The organism is Athalassotoga sp., assembly GCF_049965695.1.
In the GTDB taxonomy this organism is placed as follows: domain Bacteria; phylum Thermotogota; class Thermotogae; order Mesoaciditogales; family Mesoaciditogaceae; genus Athalassotoga.
In genome coordinates this window covers 1-17978 of record NZ_JBMFWB010000028.1, presented here as the reverse complement: position 1 = coordinate 17978, position 17978 = coordinate 1, and the positions used below count along the sequence as shown (strand labels likewise).

Below are 17978 nucleotides of genomic sequence, written 5' to 3'. Positions count from 1 at the left end.
GGAGGCCATCTCGGAGGCATCCTGCCCTTCGCTTAAATTAAATGAACATTCGACTTTTAAAGTTATTTAAGTATATATTGAAATTTTTAGATTTTCAATGCAAAACGAAGGTTAAGTCGTTAAACCGTCCAAAAACGCCGAAATTAAACTCAAAAGACATTTTTTCGTCATTTTTTGACTTTGCTTTTAAATGGCGTTTAATGATAAATTATGAAAGATGATTCACTTATCTTATGAAAGATGATTCATATTACACAGGAGCGTAAAAATGCATGCTGGCATAAGTGGGATAGGCGTATACATTCCGGACAATTTTTGGGATTCTCAGAAGATAGCAGAACTTTCCGATCTGCCCAAATGGGTTGTTGAAGAAAAACTCGGCATAAAAAGAAAGCCGATGCCGGGACCTGACGATCACACCGGATCGATGGGAGTGAAAGCAGCCGTTCAGGCGATGAAGATGGCAAAGTGTGATGCATCGGAAATAGATGTCGTGATTTGGAACGGATCGCAACACAAAGATTATCCGATATGGCTTGCCGGAACTTACGTTGCAGAAAAGATTGGCGCAAATCGTGCGTGGTCTTTTGATATGGAAGCCGAATGCGGTAGCATGATGGTTGGCATGAAAGTCGCAAAAAGTTTGATTCTATCCGATCAAAAAATAAATACCGTGCTTTTGGTAAGTGGATACAGAAATTGCGACTTTGTCAATTACAAAAATCCAAAGACAAGGTTCATGTACGACCTCGGATCCGGAGGAGCGGCCATGATCATAAAAAGAAATGCGCCCAACGTCATTCTCGAGACTGTTACCATGACGGACGGAAGTTTTTCGGAAGATGTCGTTGTTCCAATGGGTGGCACTAAAGAGCCTGTGAATTGCGATGGCATTGCAAATGGCCGGGGGTATTTAGATGTCGTCAATCCCGATTCGATGAAGGAAAAACTTGACACGCTTTCGATGGAAAACTTTGAAAAGGCGATACGCATGTCCGTCGAGCAAAGCGGATATGCAGTCGATGATATAGATTATCTTGCCATCTTGCACATGAAGAGATCCGCCCATGAAGAGGTTTTAAAAAGGTTAAATCTTTCCGGCGATAAAACGATTTATCTTGAGAATTACGGTCATATAGGCCAAAACGATCAAATACTTTCGCTTTCCCTTGCACTTGAAAACGGAAAGATAAAAAACGGTGATCTGGTTGTTTTTGTCGGTGCCGGAATTGGTTATATATGGTCTGCCACAACGCTTATATGGGGGAAGGAGATCGTGAATGCCGAGAGTACCAACATCTGAAAAGGGTATAAACACATACAACAGGATAATTGAAAAGTCCGTTGAATTGTTTAGAACAAATGGGTATCAAGAAGTTTCGGCGGCCATGATATCGAAAAGATGCGATATAGGCAACGCTTCATTTTATCAGTATTTCGATTCCAAAGAGGAGATCTTGATCCAGATCGTTCATGATCTTACCGAATGGCTAAAGAAAAACATTCATGACATTATTGCAAACACACGTTCTTCGAGCGATGAAGAAAGATTTAGGATTTTTATTAAAGCCTTTGTGGAATCTATCTCTGAAAAGATAAACGAATATTCCGTTTTCAGGAATGCCGAATTCCTTTTTCCCCATATTTCGATGGAATTTTACGATAGCCTCTACAATTTTATGTCTGAAGAATTTCTCGAAATTCTCGATTCAACATCCAAAAGGGCTTTTTATCTTTTTATGATGGGAATTGTAAACTTCGTCGTTATAGAGTATGCCATGTCAAGCGAAAAGAAAATAGACGAAAAAGTCATAGACGCGGTTTTTGATCTCATATACAACGGCATAGATCCGGATAACCATCTGATAAATCAAGATGCTTTTGAGATGCTTCCTGAACTCGGTGAAGATCAATTCGAATTTAAATCCCAGTGGTCGGTAACACACAAAAAAATACTCACCGCGACAGAACAACTTTTTGGAAGCAAAGGCTATTCGAAGACAAAGATCTCTGACATATCCAACCTTGCAGGCGTAGGCCTCGGGACGTTTTACGTGCATTTCGATTCCAAGATAGAGGCTTTGCGAGAACTCGTTTCTTCAACGCTTGAGGCTTTAAAGAGAAGTTTGAGAAGATATGTTTGGAGGTTTACGGACAGAAGAGATGCGGAAATATCAGGGTACATGGGATTTTTGGATTTTTTCAAACATCACAAAGAGATGTATTCGATAATAAGAGAGATGGAATTCGTCGATTCGAAAACATCCATTTATTATTACGCTCAAATATCTAAATCTTACATCAAGCCACTCGATAGGGCATTCAAAAATAACGAGTACAGGCCATTTGAACCCGTCTTGCTATCTTACATGCTTATGGGAATCGGCCATCAAATCGGTCTTGAGTCGATAATAGAAAAAGATATGGATATCGATGAATTGAAAAGGTACGTCAAGGAAATATCGAAATTTTTAATGCATGGTCTTAGAGGAGAGATAAGATGAATTCCGAACTTTACAGATCGAAAGTTGCAAATGTTGAAGATGTTATGAAAAAAGTGCTTTCCGGGAATAAAACAGTCGTACTCGGAATGGCGGCTATGGAACCCCAGTCATTTCTGAACAACCTTAAAAATTGCGAATTCGATAATTTACGTATCTTTTCATGCCTTGACGTGGTTGATTTTCCGGTCCAAAAGGATCCGAAATTTTCGTCAAAATTTCTCAACGAGTCGTGGTTTTACAGCAATCCCACCCGCGAAGCCGCGAATATGGGCATAGGAACGGTGACCTACATACCCAACAATTTACATTTAGCGGGCACGGACAAACTTCAAAATGATAAGCCGGACATTTACTGGGGCATAGCCTCTCCGATGGACAAACACGGATACCTGACTTTGTCTTTGAGCGTCGTTTATGAAAAAGAAATGATAGAAAATGTGGATAAAATAGTGCTTGAGGTAAACCCAAATGCACCGAGGACACATGGAGACACGCAAATTCACATCTCCGAGGTTGATCACGTAATAGAAGTTGATTATCCCATTCCAACGATAATGAATGCAACTCCGACAAAAGAAGACGAACTTATAGCCGGACACATAGCGGATCTCATAGATGACGGTGCCACTCTTCAACTCGGCATCGGTGGCATTCCAAATGCAGTCGCGTCTTTTTTGGAACACAAACACGATCTCGGAATTCATACGGAAATGCTGACTCAGGGCATGGTCGAACTTTTAAACAAAGGCGTAATAACAAATAAGAAAAAGACACTCTGGCCCGGAAAGATGGTATGCACCTTCGGACTCGGAGAGAAAAGCATGTACGATTTCGTGGATGACAATCCCGGAATTCTCTTTTTGAGAGGCAAATACGTCAACGATCCTTACGTGATAGCCCAGAATGACAAAATGGTAAGCATCAACACGGCATTGATGGTCGATCTAACCGGACAGGTTGCATCTGAAAGCATAGGATTCAAGCATTACAGCGGTACCGGAGGCCAACTTGACACACATCGGGGCGCCTCAATGGCAAAGGACGGTAAAGGCATAATAGCACTTCATTCTACCGCAAAAGATGGAAAAATTTCCAAAATAGTGCCGTTTTTACCGGAAGGCACCGGAGTAACCGTACCGCGTCAGGACGTCGACTGGGTTGTGACCGAATACGGGGCCGTTCATTTGAAAGGGAGAAGTCTTCGCGAGAGGGCAAGATTACTCATCTCGATAGCAGATCCGGCATTCAGAGAAGAGTTGAAAAGAATTGCGATATCAAACCATATATACTGAATTCACTTTAAAAGCAGAATACTCGTTTACTTTAAGCGAAGGGCAGAATGTCTCCGAGATGGCCTCCGCAGCATAGCGAGGACCAGACATCGAGTGGGGCATCTGCCGGAGCTGCGATTCGGAATTTAAAACTGGTTCAGTATATATGACATATAACCATCTTGAGTGATTGATGTTTTTGTGATATACTTCTAAGGTGAACTTAACCGGAGAGATGGCCGAGCGGTCGAAGGCACTTGCCTGCTAAGCAAGCGTGGGATTTTCCCACCGTGGGTTCAAATCCCACTCTCTCCGCCAGTTGTGCCCGTAGCTCAGCTGGATAGAGCGATAGACTGCGGATCTATAGATCGGGAGTTCAAATCTCCCCGGGCACGCCAAGGTGGATATCATGTTAAAAATAAAATTTGAAACTTTAAAGTATGAACAAAAAATAAAAATCGATGAAACACTTGATTGGAAAGAAATTGAAGTTGAAGGTGAAATCTATCCTTATTCCACAACGGTCAAAGTTGATCTGAATGTTGAACTTTCTTTGGGAAGAACATACGTTCAGGGAACAGTTAAAACTCAAATAATTCATCCCTGTGATAGATGCCTTGAGCCTGTTAAACTTGATATAAACGGAAATGTCGATGCTGTTTACATACCAAACGAAAAGGTCAAAGAAGTGGAAGAAATTACAGATGAGATTGGGACTTTTTATTACGATCCACACATTGAATTTTTAGATCTGACAGACAGGGTTATCGAAGCAATAATCCTTGAAATACCGATGAAGGTGTTGTGCAAGCCCGATTGCAAAGGACTTTGTCCTCATTGCGGTATCAATTTAAACGAACATCCCGATCATGTGTGTGATTATGAAGAGGATAAAAATGAATCTCCGTTTTATGTCTTGAAAAAAAAGATATCTTTTGAACCGAAAGGAGAATGAAAATGGCCGTACCAAAGAAAAAGCCTTCTCTTACAAGGACTAACAGAAGAAGGGCTGTCTATTACAGAAGCAAAAACGTGACAGTCACAAAGTGTCCTCATTGCGGTGAACCAATGCTCCCGCATCATGTTTGCATGAAATGCGGGTATTACGATGGCAAACAGATCCTTGAAGTTAAGGAGTGACCATCTTTGGCGCACATAGCGCTTGATGCATTTGGAGGAGATCACGCTCCCTACGAAGAAGTAAAGGGAGCGCTTTTGTTCGTTGAAAAAACGAAAAACAAAGTAACGTTGGTAGGCGATGAAAAGCAGATAAGTCATCTCATTCCGAAAAATTTTTCCGGAGTGGATGTTGTAAATGCGCCGGAAAGATTCGGCATGGGAGAAAAGCCAACCGAAATACTTAAATCACCGGAAACTTCCATGAATGTGGCTGCAAAACTTGTCAAAGATGGGAAGGCAGATGCTTTTGTAAGTGCCGGAAATACCGGGGCTTTACTTGTGCTCGGTACATTCGTGCTAGGAAGAATAGAAGGCATTGAAAGACCTGCCATAGCAACCGTGATGCCGTCTAAAGTTGGAGGTACAGTGCTTATAGATGCAGGAGCGAATTTATCGCTCAAACCACAGCAATACGTTCACCTTGCGATAATGGGTCTCGCATACGCCAAAGGAATACTGGGGAAAAGCAACCCGAAGGTTGGCATACTTAACGTGGGTTTGGAAGAAGAAAAAGGAACAGATACGATAAAAGAGGCTTACAATCTTTTGAAAGAAAAATTTGGCGATGTATTTTACGGAAACGTCGAGGGCAGAGATGTGTTTTACGGAGACGTGGATGTCGTGGTGTGCGATGGATTCAGTGGAAACGTCGTTCTAAAAACCTCGGAAGGAGTAGGGCTTTTCGTTGCCGATATGCTTAAAGGGTCGATCAAAAATTCAAATTTGTTTCAAAAAATCGGTGCACTTATGATGAGAGGAACTTTTCAAAAGTTCAAAGAAACCATCGATTACAGAAAATACGGAGGAGCGTTTCTGCTTGGCATAAATGGAATCGCGGTTAAAGCACATGGTGCTTCAGATTCGGAAGCCATCTTCAACGCTTTGAATGTCGCAAATTCCGGAATAAAAAACGGAATCGTTCAGGCCATAAAGGGAAGTGTTTAGCATGTGTGGAATATATGGATTTATAGGAGACGGAAAAGTAGAAGACCTGATAAACGGGTTGAAAAAACTTGAATACAGAGGTTACGATTCGGCTGGAATTGCCTTTTCGAGGAATGATTCTCTTGTCGTAGAGAAAAAAACAGGAAAAGTTGATGCATTGCGTACTTCTGTGGACGGAAAACTCGAAGAAAAAATAAACGCCGGCATAGCACACACGAGATGGGCAACCCACGGAATACCAAATGATATCAACGCACATCCTCAAATGGACTGTAAAAAACAGATAGCAGTCGTTCACAACGGTATTATCGAGAATTTCACCGCTCTCAGAGAAAAACTCATATCCGAAGGCCATGAATTCATTTCTCAGACCGATACTGAAGTTATAGCGCATTTGATTGAAAAATATTTCAAAGGAGATTTACTTGAGGCCGTTAGACGGGCAACGATCGATCTCGAAGGCACCTATGCGATAGGCGTGATTCATGCGGATGTAAAAGATGAGATAATTTTTGCAAGAAAGAAGAGTCCGCTTGTCATAACGGCAAATGAACATGGCAGTTACTGTGCATCAGACGTAACGCCTCTTATATCTGTGGGCAGGGATGTTGTTTTTCTGGAGGATGGACAGATTGCGAGACTGAAAAAAGGAACTTTTGAGATATTTGAAATTTCCGGAAAACCGGTTGAAAAACGTTTTTACCATGTTGACTGGGATGAAAAGGCCGCCGAAAAAGGAGGCTACAAACATTTCATGATCAAAGAAATTCACGAAGAGCCCCGCGTTATTTCGGATGCTCTGATGGGTCGCGTGAAGGATGAAAAAATCTTTTTGAAAGAAATGGAAGATTGGAAAGATTACATAAAACGCCTCAGAAAGATAAACATCATAGCGTGTGGAACAAGTTACCACGCGGGTTTGATTTTCAAATATTTTTTTGAAAGCCTTAGGCCTTTTGACGTTGAAGTTGAAGTTTCTTCCGAATACAGGTACAGAAATGTTCTCATAGACGACAGAGTGCTAAACGTGGCCATAAGTCAATCGGGAGAAACGGCAGATACTCTCGAAAGTGTCAGACTTGCGAAGTCCTTGGGCGGTAAAGTGCTTGCGATATCCAACGTCATGGGTTCGACACTTACAAGAGAAGCCGATAAAACGCTTTACATAAATGCAGGTCCAGAAATAAGCGTTGCTTCCACAAAAGCCTACATAGGACAGATGACGGTACTTTATCTTTTAGCACTTTACATCGATGCTGTTATGGGTGGAGAACACCCTGAAAGGGTAAAAGCGCTTTCTAAACTTCCAGAACTCGTTGATAATTTCATTCTGACAGAGGCAGACGCTATAAAAGCAGTGGCGGATAAATATGTTGGATACTCAAATTTCATGTACATAGGAAGAAACTTAAATTATCCATCAGTACTTGAAGGTGCACTGAAACTCAAAGAGATAAGTTACACGAATGCAGTCGGATATCAAGCGGGCGAACTTAAACATGGCCCCATTGCGTTGCTTGATGAAAAATTTCCGGTTATGGCTGTCGCCGTTGACGATGATCTAAAAGATAAAATGCTTTCAAACATACTTGAAACGAAGGCAAGAAATGCCCATGTGGTTGCAGTCGTGAGCGCATCGGATCAAAAAGTATCAAATCTTGTCAACGATGTCATAAGAGTACCGGATGTTGAAAATTATCTTTATCCTTTTTTCGTTGGCATTTCATTCCAACTTTTTGCTTACAACGTTGCCAACAACAGAAATCTCAACATAGATATGCCCAGAAATCTCGCAAAAAGTGTTACAGTTGAATAGGAGGTAAGGTTTTTGTCGGTATTGAAAGAAATTTGTGATGAAATTTCGAAAGAAGAAGATCCGAATCTTGTGATTTTAAAAATGAAGGGTTTAAGTTATTTAACGGATTACTTCATAATAGCAACGGCAAATTCGAATGTTAACATGAGATCCATAAGAGATAGAGTGCTTGCCATTTTTAAGTTGCACAATCACAGGATCATCTTTTACGATAAAAGCGATGATCACGATTGGATGATAGTGGATGCAGGAGATATAGTCGTCCATATCTTCACCAAGAGCGCAAGAGAATTTTACGATATAGAATCTTTATGGTCTGATACGGAGAAACTTGACGTAAAGGAGGTTTAAATGTACGATCACGATAAGATAGAATCAAAATGGCAGAAAAAATGGGAAGAAAATGGAATTTTCCATAATCCGAATCATTCTGAAAAACCAAAGTACTATTCTCTCGTCATGTTTCCTTACCCATCCGGTACTCTTCATGTTGGTCACGTAAAAAACTACACAATAGGGGATGTTGTTTCACGCTACAAAAGAATGCAGGGATACAACGTGATGAATCCTTTCGGATACGATGCCTTCGGATTGCCCGCAGAAAATGCCGCCATAGCACACGGAAACATACATCCAGAAGATTGGACAAGATCAAACATAACGACGATAAGAAACCAAATAAAAAAACTTGGAATAAGTTACGATTGGAACAGAGAGACGATAACCTTTGAAGAGAGTTATTACAAATGGACACAATGGATCTTCCTTAAACTTTACGAAAAAGGTCTTGCCTACAAAAAAAGTGGACCTGTAAATTGGTGCCCATCTTGCAAAACGGTCCTTGCCAACGAACAGGTAGTGGATGGCAAATGCGAAAGATGTGGAACACCGGTTGTCATAAAACAACTTGATCAATGGTATTTCAAAATAACCGATTATGCTGAAGAACTTGACGCTTTTATAGATAAATTGACAGGCTGGCCTGAGAACGTTAAAACCATGCAAAAAAATTGGATAGGTAAGAGCACAGGTGCCGAAGTTAACTTTAAAATCAAAGAAACCGGCAAGACGCTGAAAATTTTCACAACAAGGCCTGATACACTCTGGGGTGTTACTTTCATGGCCATAGCACCCGAATCACCGTTACTTTCGGAATTAACATCCATTTCGAAGCAGCATGAAGTTGAAGATTTTCTCACAAGAATAAATTCAACCGAAAACAGATTTGAAAGATTTTCTACGGATGCTCCAAAAGAAGGCGTGTTTTTGGGTACTCACGCCATAAATCCGGTCAACGGAGAAGAAATACCCATTTACGTTGCCAATTACATACTTTATGAATACGGAACCGGCGCGATAATGGCCGTACCGGCTCATGACACGCGCGATTACGCTTTTGCAAAAAAATATTCACTTCCAATAAGAGAAGTTGTCGAATGTGATCAAATGCCTTATGCCGGAGAAGGTATGCTTAAAGATTCGGGACCATTTACCGGCATGAAAAGCAACGAAGCAATAGATAAGATAATAGAATATCTTGAAGAAAGAAAGATCGGAAAGCATGCTGTGAATTACAAGTTAAGAGATTGGCTGATATCAAGACAAAGATACTGGGGTGCTCCCATTCCGGTGGTATACTGTGACAAATGCGGAATTGTGCCTGTTCCGGAAAAAGATTTACCCGTAAAACTTCCGAGAGACGTTAAATTTGATCCGACTGGAAAATCACCTCTTTCTTACGATGAAAATTTTTTGCACACGACCTGCCCGAAGTGTGGCGGACCTGCTATAAGAGAAAGTGACACGATGGATACATTCGTTGATTCTTCCTGGTATTATTTAAGATACGTCAATCCGAAAGAACAGGATAAACCTTTCATAAAGTCTGATGTTGATGAATGGTTGCCCGTTGATCAATACATAGGCGGAGTTGAGCATGCGATTCTTCACCTGCTTTATTCAAGATTCATAACCAAAGTTCTCAGAGACGGAGGATACCTATCTTTCGATGAGCCATTTAAAAATCTTTTCACTCAAGGCATGATATACAAAGACGGCGCAAAAATGTCAAAGTCGAAGGGTAATGTCGTTTCGCCGGATGAAATGGTTGAAAAATACGGCGCAGATACATTGAGACTTTACATACTTTTCATGGGCCCGCCGGAAAAAGATGCGGAATGGTTAGAATCCGGCATTGAAGGTGTTTACAGATTTGTCTTTAAACTTTGGGGTCTTTTTGAAAACATCTTGCCTTTAACCAAAAACAATCATGGCATGAAGAGAGAGTTAAGCGACGAAGAATACGAGATAAGAAGAAAACTCCATATGATTCTCAAAAAAATAACGAATGACATAGAAGGGGCCTTTAGATTCAACACGGTTGTCAGCGGATTTATGGAACTCGTCAATATTTTCTCCGATTACGTCAAATCAATGCCCGCTGACAGGTTAAATGTTGAACTTTTGGATGAATTCTCTCATAAATTCGTTCCGGCGCTTTCTCCGTTTGCTCCCCATGTAGCCGAAGAATTATGGGAAATGATGGGCGAAAAACCTTTTGTCACGAACGTTAACTGGCCATCTTACGATGAAGATGCTATCAAACCAAGAAAGGTCGAAATTGCCCTTATGGTAAACGGAAAGGTAAGATCAAAGATCGTGATCGATGCCGATCTGTCTGAAGACGAAATACGTCAAATTGCCTTAAATAACGATAAAATAAAAAGTGCGCTTAACGGGAAAAATCCCAAAAAAGTTTTTGTTGCATCAGGCAATGTTGTGAATATAGTTGCGTAAGGAGGAAAAGTTATGAAAATTCCTGGTCCTGTTTCGAAAAGACTCGCTCTTTACCATAGATGCGTGGGAACTTTACTTTCGGAGGGAAGAGGCATAACGTCCTCTCAAGAACTCGGTGAGAGGCTCTCCTTGAAACCAAGTCAAATAAGAAAAGATCTTTCATATTTCGGAGAATTTGGAAAGCGTGGAACAGGATACGATCTCAAAGGTCTCAGATTATCCCTTGAAAATGTGTTAAGAATAAATAAAACATGGAATGTTTGCATCGTCGGTGCAGGTAACATAGGTACGGCCCTTGCAAATCACAGAGAGTTTTTCAAAGAAGGATACAACATAGTTGCTTTTTTCGATAGGAATCCTTCAAAAGCCGGAAGAAAAATAGGTGAAAGAGGTATTTTGATTTATCCGATGAGCGAATTAGAAGAAAAGGTAAAATTGCTTGGGATTGAAATAGGAGTTATAGCCGTACCGGCTTCAGAGGCAAGAAATGTTGCAGAAATTTTGGTAAAGGCCGGAATAAAGGGTATACTTAATTTTGCCCCGACAAAAATAAAATTGGAAGAAGTTGAAATAGAAGATGTTGACATCGCGATATCTTTTAAAGCCCTAACTTTTAAGATGGGAGCAAGGGAAATTGAGCGACAAAGATCAATTGGTAAGGAGAATTGTTGAAGAAAAAGGAGAAAAAGCGGTACCTATACTCATCGATCTGCTTTTCGAAGAAGATCCGCAAACCGCAGATATAGCCGTAGAGGCCCTTGAAGCACTCGACTGCTGCAAACAATTATTTGAACGTCTTGATCTTGAGATGAAAAAGGACGAAAAAAATATCGGCATCTACTACATAGCAGATTTAATCGGAGATAAAAGATGCAAGGGTGGAATAGATTATCTCAAAGCCATGTTGAACTTGGTTGAAAATGAAAATGAAGCCTTGATAGTTCATGGTGCCCTTGCGAAAGTTGGTTTCAAAGATTCTGAAAAATACCTCCTTTACGAATTTGAAAACGATCCTTACATGGAAGAATTTCTTTTCGATACAGCGCTGGCCCTTTCTCAATCAGACGATGAGGAGGTGCTGAAAGCCATTTCAAATAAAGCAAAAGATCATCCTGAACTTATCGAGATACTTCAGTCAATGTGTGAAAGAAATCCGGCATTTTTTTCATTGTTGCCTGAAGATCTAAGGGAAAAGGTGAGGTGATTGAAATGGGGTATCTCGAAATTAAAAATCTTGAAGCGCAGATCGAAAATTTTAAACTTGGGCCTTTGAATTTTTCCGTCGATAAAGGAAATGTGCTTGCGATTCTTGGGCCTTCCGGATCTGGGAAATCAACTTTGTTAAGGGCCATTTGCGGTTTAATCCCGTCAAAAGGTTCGGTGATTCTCGAAGGTGTTGATATGTCTCACTTTCAACCGCATCTAAGACGCATGGCGATGATGTTTCAAGAATACGCTCTTTTTCCGCATATGAACACATTCAAAAACATCTCGTTTCCTCTAAGTTTAAGAAAAATGGACAAAATAGAGATAAATGGAAAGGTCAGAAAAAGGGCCCGCGAAATTGATGGCGGTCTTGAAGAAAGTCTTCCGTTCATGCCCAAAACTCTTCCGGAAGGTCTTAAACAGGCAACTGCTTTTGCGAGAGAAACCGTGAGAGAATTTGATATTTTGATGCTTGACGAACCATTTTCAAGACTCGACGCGTATCAAAAACAATTTGTGAGAGCAGATCTCAAAAAAAATCTGCTTAATCTCGGAAAAACTTACATACTCGTGGTCTCGGATGTTGTGGATGCGCTTGCAATTTCAGATCATATCGCGATCATCATCGACGGGAAAATCGTTCAACACGATCTTACCATGACGGTTTACGATCATCCCGTAAATCTTGACGTTGCAATTTTGATGTCTCCGCTTGGATTGAATATGGTTAAAGATTTGTTTGACGCACCAAAAGGCAAAACGCTTTCATTCAGGCCCGATGCCGTTTTTGAATCGAACAACGGCGTGGAATTCAAGATAGAATCTATAGATCCGATTGATTCGAGAAGATCTCTTTTTCATCTTGTAAGAGATGAAACTGAAATAGTTGCGTTTTTAGCAAATAATTCGAAAAAAGTGCAAGACAACGTTAAAATTGATTTGGATAAGAGCAAATGCTGGATATACTAGTGAACCAAGTATATACTGAACCAGTTTTAAATTCCGAATCATCGCTGCGGCAGGTACCCCACTCGATGTCTGGTCCTCGCTACGCTGCGGAGGCCATCTCGGAGGTATCCTGCCCTTCGCTTAAATTAAATGAACATTCGACTAAAGTTATTTAAGTATATTTTGAACAGAAAGGAAAATCATGCAGAATTGGCAATATTCGCAAATTGTGTATCAGATATTTGTAGATAGGTTTAACAGAGGAAAATCATTTGAAGAAAAAGTTAAAAAAGGACTTTACGGCCGGGACGGCGGAATTGTAAGGAAGTGGGAAGAACTACCTAAAAGAGAAAGTCACGGTCTCGAATTTTTTGGTGGAGATTTAGAAGGCATAATCGAAAAGATAGATTACATAAAAAATTTGGGAATAAATTCGATCTATCTGACTCCTATTTTTTTGGCTGCCACAAATCACAAATACGATACACATGATTTTAGCGTTGACCCACAGTTTGGCGATGAACAAATTCTTGCCAAACTTTTCGAAGAAGCGCACAAAAAAGAAATCCGTGTCATACTTGACGGTGTTTTCAACCATGTCGGAGTTGACGGAATATGGTTTAACAAATCAAAAAAATACGGAAACGCAGGAGCATATAACGATCCCAGATCACCCTTCAAAGATTTCTTTGAATTCAAAACATGGCCAAATGAATACAGGTCATGGATAGACATAAAATTGCTTCCGGAATTAAATCTTCAAAATGAAACGCTCAGAAAATTGCTCTTTACAGATGAGAATTCGATCATAAAACGTTACCTTAAAATGGGCGCAGACGGATGGCGCCTTGATTGTGCCCATGATCTTGGACATGAAATAAATTCTCTGATAGTCGAAAGTGCCAGATCGGTTAAAACAGATGCCTATGTCGTGGGAGAAGTGAGCGGATATCCGGACGAATGGTTAAAATTATCCAAACTCGATGGCGTTATGAATTATTATTTTTCAGAACTTTTGATAAATACACTGAATGAAAATTTTGAACCTCAATTACTCAAAAAATGTCTCGACAGAATGGTGGAAGAAAACGGAACCACATCTCTTTCAAAGTCATGGAATATGCTTTCTTCTCATGATACTCCAAGAATGAACTCGCTTCTAAAAGATAGAATGTCAAAAGAAATCGCCATTGCATTTCAAATTGCATACCCCGGAAATCCATTTTTATATTACGGAGAAGAAAATGGAATGAATGGTGATGGAGATCCCGATAACAGAAGGCCTATGGTATGGGACGATAAAAAGTGGGATTGGGATTTCAGAGAGTTTGTCATAAAAGCCTTTGACGTGAGGAAAAATCAACCTGCTTTGAACGGCGGAAATTATCTCAAACTTGATTTCAAAGCGGGATCACCTGTTGTGGGATTTGCCAGATATACGTCTGATCCAAAAGATACACTCTTCTTCTTTGCAAATCTTTCTAATTCAAATTCCGTAGAAAAAATACCCGTTCCTTTCGCTTATTTCATGCACCATACTCAAATGGAAAGAATACTTGGCAGCGGAGAGGCAATGGCAAAAGTTTCGGAAATAAACTTTGAGATCCCATCAAAATCTTTTGGAATGTTCAAATTCGTACCAAGATTTTCGATGTACAGGATGTACAAATCCATCAAATGATCTTCTTTGGCTTTTTTCGTGCCAAGGCAAATTTTTCTATCATAGAAAACAAAAGTAACCCTTCTCCGAGTGCAAACATGTACCAATCGTAATTTAACGTCGTACTGTTCGCAGTTACAAAAGTCGCAAAAATTATAACTCCACCACATAGGCCGATCAACATTTGGACGAAATCAAAGTTTTCTTTCTTCAAAATCATGATAACGCCATAAAATATAAAGGTCAAAGACACAATGACGGGAGCAAGCACCGGACCAAACCATTCAGTTGGTACAAGAAACAATATATCCCACGTCAAAATGGAAGATGGCCAGTTCAAAAGCATCTTCAATCCGACATAGTAAAAGATGTCCCATATTCCAAAAAGGTAAATGAAATAGTAAAACCTTCTGAATTTATCTTCTCCCGCAAGTGTTGCCACGATTACAATCATGATTATCGTCATTACTTCACGAAACATCTCTATTTGAATCATATGATAGGGGATAACCAAATGTACTTTGAAATCATAAGGATAATAGAGTTGCCTCAGATAAACCACAACGATGGATTCGAGAAAGCCCATGGCAACACCGAAAACAAATACAAGCGCTAATTTTACTTTGTAATTCATCAGAAATTAGTATATCACAATTGTTCTCAATTCAACTTTGATTATGAAGTATGGACTCCAGCATGTATCATTTAACTTTTTCTCCAACAATTACGTAAGTTATCCCGAAATTCAAGGGATTATATCTGACATTTTCAAATCCGCTCTTTTCCAAAATGACTTTAAATTTTTCAAAGTCAAAATGTTCTATGCTTGATATGAGCCATTCATAAGATTCTCTGTCTATGAAATGTCCCCAAAGACGTATTATCTGAAAATAGAACTTGAAAAACATGCGCTGATATTTTTTCTTGGGCAAAGCCATATCTATTATGACAAAAAAACCTCCATCTTTAAGTACTCTCATTAATTCATCAGAAAAAATTTTGAGATCGTCGAAATTTCTTGTTCCGAACCCGACACTCACGACATCAAAAAAATTATCAGGATAGGGTATTTTCAACGCATCACCGCGCATTAGATTGATTTTTCTGTTCCCGAATTTCTTCCTTGCAATTTCTATCATTTTTTCGTTCATGTCCATCGCATACAATTCGATCTTTTTGTTCGAATTTTCTGCCAGATCGTAAATCGCAAGCGTCAGATCTCCTGTACCTGTCGCTATATCCAAAATTCTTGAATTTTCACCAAGACCTTCGATCACCTTTTCAGCCGCTATTTTTCTCCATCTCACATCGATTCCGAAACTCATGATCCTGTTCATTGCGTCGTAATTTTTGTGTATTTTCGAAAAGATAGAATTTATCCTTTCACTCACTTTTTGTACCAATCTCTCCAGATAATTCTGTAAACTTTAACCCATTTCGGAATTTTATTTAAAATAGGGATAACGGGCAAAAACAGAAGTACCAAAAACAGGCCTATCATTATAAGCCCAACTTCCAAATCTCCGTTTGGAGAAGTTGACATGGGAGGAATTTGGTAAAAGAAAGTGTATGGCCACAACCACCACGCGCCGGGATAATTTCCCGTTTCATTTGCAATTCCCCAATCTTCTCCAAGCATATTCAAAGATTTTGCCACGCTATGGTACACTTTGCCCTGAAACAGAAGCAAAGGTTTCGTGTAATTCAAATTGTAAAAATCGTAAGGGGATTCGTTCTTTTGAAGAGCGCCTTCTAAAAGTCCGGACTTACCAAGCAAAAGCAAGCCATTCATTATCACCGGCAAAGGTCCGTAATCTCCATTTACGATTTGGACTTTTCCATTCACAACAGTTGCATTGTCGAGCGCTTTTGAATAATTGTCAATCCATACCTGACGTTGTTGGGGCGACGCGTTTTTAAACTGATCAAGGGATGTTTGGACATTTTTGTCTATGACAGCAAGATGACTGAGAGGATCTATCACAAAATCATTCACGGCATTTATAGGTATAGTTGTTCCTAAAATTTTGGCAGGCGCTATTCCGAAGAGGCTTTGAGCATTTTTAACATCGTTATCGTATGGAGGTCCGTAATTGCTTATTTCACTTTTACCCAGAAGTATGTCGGTGAATGTTCGTAAATAAGAGATCGGTTCGTAAGTTGCAATTTGTTTTGCCGTAACCGTTGGATAATCTGGAGAACTGAAGATTATTGCGAGGACAATTATCAATGCAGATACAACACCAAAAACAATCAATCCTTCTTTTATAAGATCGTAAGATTTCATTGGGACATCTTTAAAGTACTCATCCGTTTTTCGACTCATTTTTTTCGCCCCGAATCTTTTTCCTCTAATGGTTTCACAGGTCCGTCACTTCTTACAACGATAAGATGAATAAGCACAAAAGCGACAAGTATCAAAGGAATGACCGCAACATGCAATGTTAGAACCTGGGCCGTATTCATTGTATTAAAAAATCCTCCTATACCAAGTGCGTTCATTGCATCTTTGGCCTGAACCGCAATCCATTGAGAATCCCAGTTTGTCTGCGAAAGATACCCTGTGTAGGCTTCAAAAATTGACAGTGCAAATGCAAACATGCCGATTACCCATGTCTTCCATCGTCCATCTCTCCATGCCGCCATGAAAAACTTTGTGAGCAAATGTGCAAGAAGGGCTGCAAAAAAAATCTGAACTCCCCAAAAGTGTAAAGAATTGACAAAATGACCTGCATTTGAAAAGTGATACCATTGAGGGCCAAAGGCTGCAAGGATTATTCCCGTTATCACGACAAAACCCAGTGCTGAAAGTGTTATGACTCCAAAAATATAGGCAAATGAGTTAACATATACTGGCATCTTTGTCGGCAGTGCATCCTCCATTGACATGTTATCTCTTATCATTTCTTGAGTTTTTCTTGTCAGATTCATCTTGCTTTTCTCTCCCTTCGAAGATTTTAGGTAACCTTAACCATGCGGCAAAGAAAAAGCCACCTATAACAATCACCCATACAATCAGATCTGGAACTGACAAATTGAAAATCCCAAAGATTAAATGTTGTACAGCCGGTAATTGCTGGGTTGGTAACATTTCAATCACCTCTTTTCCAAAATCATTTATTTTTTTCAATCATTTCACTTATTTTTTCGCTTGGCATCATCGTATATCTTGGATTCAAAGTGAAATTTGTATATTATAGCACATTATTAGTAGACTTTAACGCTCTTTTAAGAAAGAATTCTCCCATTTGAAATGGGAGAATATCACGATTCATATATCGTCATGAAAAAAAGTATCATTGTAAAACATTTTGGGCAAAATTTTACTTTATCGAAAATTTCGATTTTGATTGGGCTTCAACAGAATGTTTTGTGATTTCCACGTTGCAACTTCCGTCATGGGTTGCGCACCAGTCATGACATTGACGGGCAAGAGATTCCTCTCTGTAATGCAGGCCGCATATATCACATTTGAACAATTTCTCTTCCATAAAAATCATCTCCTTTTCAATTGTCAATTGAAATTTGTCAATTCTCAATTCTACATGCTACGAGCCACGTGCTACGTGCCATTATGGGCACCTGCCGGAGCGATGATTCGGAATTTAAAACTGGTTCAGTATAATAACTATTGCAAACAAAAACGAGTGGTG

At 39.8% G+C, this 17978-nt stretch carries 19 protein-coding genes and 2 tRNA genes; 15 read left to right on the top strand and 6 right to left on the bottom strand.

Translation table 11 applies throughout. The annotated features are described in order from the left end of the window. Window positions 1-268 precede the first annotated feature (268 nt). The 15 genes from ACP5NR_RS08175 (at window position 269) to aglB (ending at window position 14346) form a co-directional block, all read left to right on the top strand. Window positions 269-1303: a 3-oxoacyl-ACP synthase gene (locus tag ACP5NR_RS08175; protein WP_428006282.1), complete on the top strand. Its 1035-nt coding sequence runs from the start codon at window positions 269-271 to the stop codon at window positions 1301-1303. Further along, on the top strand, window positions 1281-2504 hold the full coding sequence (locus ACP5NR_RS08170) for a TetR/AcrR family transcriptional regulator (RefSeq protein WP_428006281.1): 1224 nt from the start codon (window positions 1281-1283) through the stop codon (window positions 2502-2504). The genes ACP5NR_RS08175 and ACP5NR_RS08170 overlap by 23 nt, the downstream gene beginning before the upstream one ends. Then, complete coding sequence (locus ACP5NR_RS08165) at window positions 2501-3796, top strand: acetyl-CoA hydrolase/transferase family protein (protein ID WP_428006280.1); 1296 nt, start codon at window positions 2501-2503, stop codon at window positions 3794-3796. The genes ACP5NR_RS08170 and ACP5NR_RS08165 overlap by 4 nt, the downstream gene beginning before the upstream one ends. A 208-nt stretch (window positions 3797-4004) precedes the next feature. Beyond that, window positions 4005-4093, top strand: a tRNA-Ser gene (locus ACP5NR_RS08160). 3 nt (window positions 4094-4096) lie between these two features. After that, window positions 4097-4173, top strand: a tRNA-Arg gene (locus ACP5NR_RS08155). An 11-nt stretch (window positions 4174-4184) separates the two neighbouring features. Next, entirely contained in the window at window positions 4185-4730 is a 546-nt protein-coding gene (locus tag ACP5NR_RS08150; RefSeq protein WP_428006279.1) for a YceD family protein, read from the top strand. Window positions 4731-4732: 2 nt separating this feature from the next. Next, window positions 4733-4915, top strand: a complete 183-nt coding sequence (gene rpmF / locus ACP5NR_RS08145; protein ID WP_428006283.1) for a 50S ribosomal protein L32 — start codon at window positions 4733-4735, stop codon at window positions 4913-4915. A gap of 6 nt (window positions 4916-4921) precedes the next feature. After that, the gene (plsX, locus tag ACP5NR_RS08140) at window positions 4922-5899 is read left to right on the top strand and encodes a phosphate acyltransferase PlsX (protein ID WP_428006278.1); all 978 of its coding nucleotides are present in this window, start codon (window positions 4922-4924) and stop codon (window positions 5897-5899) included. A 1-nt stretch (window position 5900) separates the two neighbouring features. Beyond that, complete coding sequence (glmS, locus tag ACP5NR_RS08135) at window positions 5901-7715, top strand: glutamine--fructose-6-phosphate transaminase (isomerizing) (RefSeq protein WP_428006277.1); 1815 nt, start codon at window positions 5901-5903, stop codon at window positions 7713-7715. A gap of 12 nt (window positions 7716-7727) precedes the next feature. Then, a complete protein-coding gene (gene rsfS, locus ACP5NR_RS08130) occupies window positions 7728-8066 on the top strand; it encodes a ribosome silencing factor (RefSeq protein WP_428005548.1) in 339 nt (112 codons plus the stop codon). Continuing rightward, window positions 8067-10511 (top strand): leucine--tRNA ligase, encoded by a 2445-nt coding sequence (gene leuS / locus ACP5NR_RS08125; protein WP_428006276.1) that lies wholly within the window; start codon window positions 8067-8069, stop codon window positions 10509-10511. It abuts the gene before it with no gap. 12 nt (window positions 10512-10523) lie between these two features. Continuing rightward, window positions 10524-11183, top strand: a complete 660-nt coding sequence (locus ACP5NR_RS08120; protein ID WP_428006275.1) for a redox-sensing transcriptional repressor Rex — start codon at window positions 10524-10526, stop codon at window positions 11181-11183. Next, window positions 11146-11715: a hypothetical protein gene (locus ACP5NR_RS08115; protein ID WP_428006274.1), complete on the top strand. Its 570-nt coding sequence runs from the start codon at window positions 11146-11148 to the stop codon at window positions 11713-11715. Before ACP5NR_RS08120 ends, ACP5NR_RS08115 begins: the two co-directional genes overlap by 38 nt. Window positions 11716-11720: 5 nt before the next feature. Then, window positions 11721-12686, top strand: a complete 966-nt coding sequence (locus ACP5NR_RS08110; protein ID WP_428006273.1) for an ABC transporter ATP-binding protein — start codon at window positions 11721-11723, stop codon at window positions 12684-12686. Between the two features lie 181 nt (window positions 12687-12867). Next, a complete protein-coding gene (aglB, locus tag ACP5NR_RS08105; RefSeq protein ID WP_428006272.1) occupies window positions 12868-14346 on the top strand; it encodes a cyclomaltodextrinase in 1479 nt (492 codons plus the stop codon). Here aglB and ACP5NR_RS08100 read toward each other — a convergent pair. The 6 genes from ACP5NR_RS08100 to ACP5NR_RS08075 all read right to left on the bottom strand — a co-directional run bounded on the left by ACP5NR_RS08100 (window position 14339) and on the right by ACP5NR_RS08075 (window position 17816). Next, window positions 14339-14959 (bottom strand): hypothetical protein, encoded by a 621-nt coding sequence (locus ACP5NR_RS08100; protein ID WP_428006271.1) that lies wholly within the window; start codon window positions 14957-14959, stop codon window positions 14339-14341. The two genes, aglB and ACP5NR_RS08100, sit on opposite strands and share 8 nt — an antisense overlap. Before the next feature lie 67 nt (window positions 14960-15026). Further along, window positions 15027-15716: a ubiquinone/menaquinone biosynthesis methyltransferase gene (locus tag ACP5NR_RS08095; RefSeq protein WP_428006270.1), complete on the bottom strand. Its 690-nt coding sequence runs from the start codon at window positions 15714-15716 to the stop codon at window positions 15027-15029. After that, window positions 15713-16651, bottom strand: coding sequence for a hypothetical protein (locus ACP5NR_RS08090; protein WP_428006269.1), 939 nt, complete (start codon window positions 16649-16651; stop codon window positions 15713-15715). The genes ACP5NR_RS08095 and ACP5NR_RS08090 overlap by 4 nt, the downstream gene beginning before the upstream one ends. Next, a complete protein-coding gene (locus ACP5NR_RS08085) occupies window positions 16648-17256 on the bottom strand; it encodes a cytochrome b N-terminal domain-containing protein (RefSeq protein ID WP_428004824.1) in 609 nt (202 codons plus the stop codon). The genes ACP5NR_RS08090 and ACP5NR_RS08085 overlap by 4 nt, the downstream gene beginning before the upstream one ends. Then, window positions 17216-17455 (bottom strand): hypothetical protein, encoded by a 240-nt coding sequence (locus ACP5NR_RS08080; RefSeq protein ID WP_428004825.1) that lies wholly within the window; start codon window positions 17453-17455, stop codon window positions 17216-17218. The genes ACP5NR_RS08085 and ACP5NR_RS08080 overlap by 41 nt, the downstream gene beginning before the upstream one ends. Before the next feature lie 193 nt (window positions 17456-17648). Continuing rightward, the gene (locus tag ACP5NR_RS08075) at window positions 17649-17816 is read right to left on the bottom strand and encodes a hypothetical protein (protein WP_428004826.1); all 168 of its coding nucleotides are present in this window, start codon (window positions 17814-17816) and stop codon (window positions 17649-17651) included. Between the last annotated feature and the right edge of the window lie 162 nt (window positions 17817-17978).

Coding starts and splice junctions, on each gene's coding strand:
- ACP5NR_RS08170 (WP_428006281.1), top strand. CDS start 1,281: ATGCCGAGAGTACCAACATCTGAAAAGGGTATAAACACATACAACAGG.
- ACP5NR_RS08090 (WP_428006269.1), bottom strand. CDS start 16,651: ATGAGTCGAAAAACGGATGAGTACTTTAAAGATGTCCCAATGAAATCT.
- ACP5NR_RS08110 (WP_428006273.1), top strand. CDS start 11,721: ATGGGGTATCTCGAAATTAAAAATCTTGAAGCGCAGATCGAAAATTTT.
- ACP5NR_RS08100 (WP_428006271.1), bottom strand. CDS start 14,959: ATGAATTACAAAGTAAAATTAGCGCTTGTATTTGTTTTCGGTGTTGCC.
- ACP5NR_RS08175 (WP_428006282.1), top strand. CDS start 269: ATGCATGCTGGCATAAGTGGGATAGGCGTATACATTCCGGACAATTTT.
- glmS (WP_428006277.1), top strand. CDS start 5,901: ATGTGTGGAATATATGGATTTATAGGAGACGGAAAAGTAGAAGACCTG.
- ACP5NR_RS08075 (WP_428004826.1), bottom strand. CDS start 17,816: ATGGAAGAGAAATTGTTCAAATGTGATATATGCGGCCTGCATTACAGA.
- leuS (WP_428006276.1), top strand. CDS start 8,067: ATGTACGATCACGATAAGATAGAATCAAAATGGCAGAAAAAATGGGAA.
- aglB (WP_428006272.1), top strand. CDS start 12,868: ATGCAGAATTGGCAATATTCGCAAATTGTGTATCAGATATTTGTAGAT.
- ACP5NR_RS08120 (WP_428006275.1), top strand. CDS start 10,524: ATGAAAATTCCTGGTCCTGTTTCGAAAAGACTCGCTCTTTACCATAGA.
- ACP5NR_RS08165 (WP_428006280.1), top strand. CDS start 2,501: ATGAATTCCGAACTTTACAGATCGAAAGTTGCAAATGTTGAAGATGTT.
- ACP5NR_RS08150 (WP_428006279.1), top strand. CDS start 4,185: ATGTTAAAAATAAAATTTGAAACTTTAAAGTATGAACAAAAAATAAAA.
- ACP5NR_RS08085 (WP_428004824.1), bottom strand. CDS start 17,256: ATGAATCTGACAAGAAAAACTCAAGAAATGATAAGAGATAACATGTCA.
- rpmF (WP_428006283.1), top strand. CDS start 4,733: ATGGCCGTACCAAAGAAAAAGCCTTCTCTTACAAGGACTAACAGAAGA.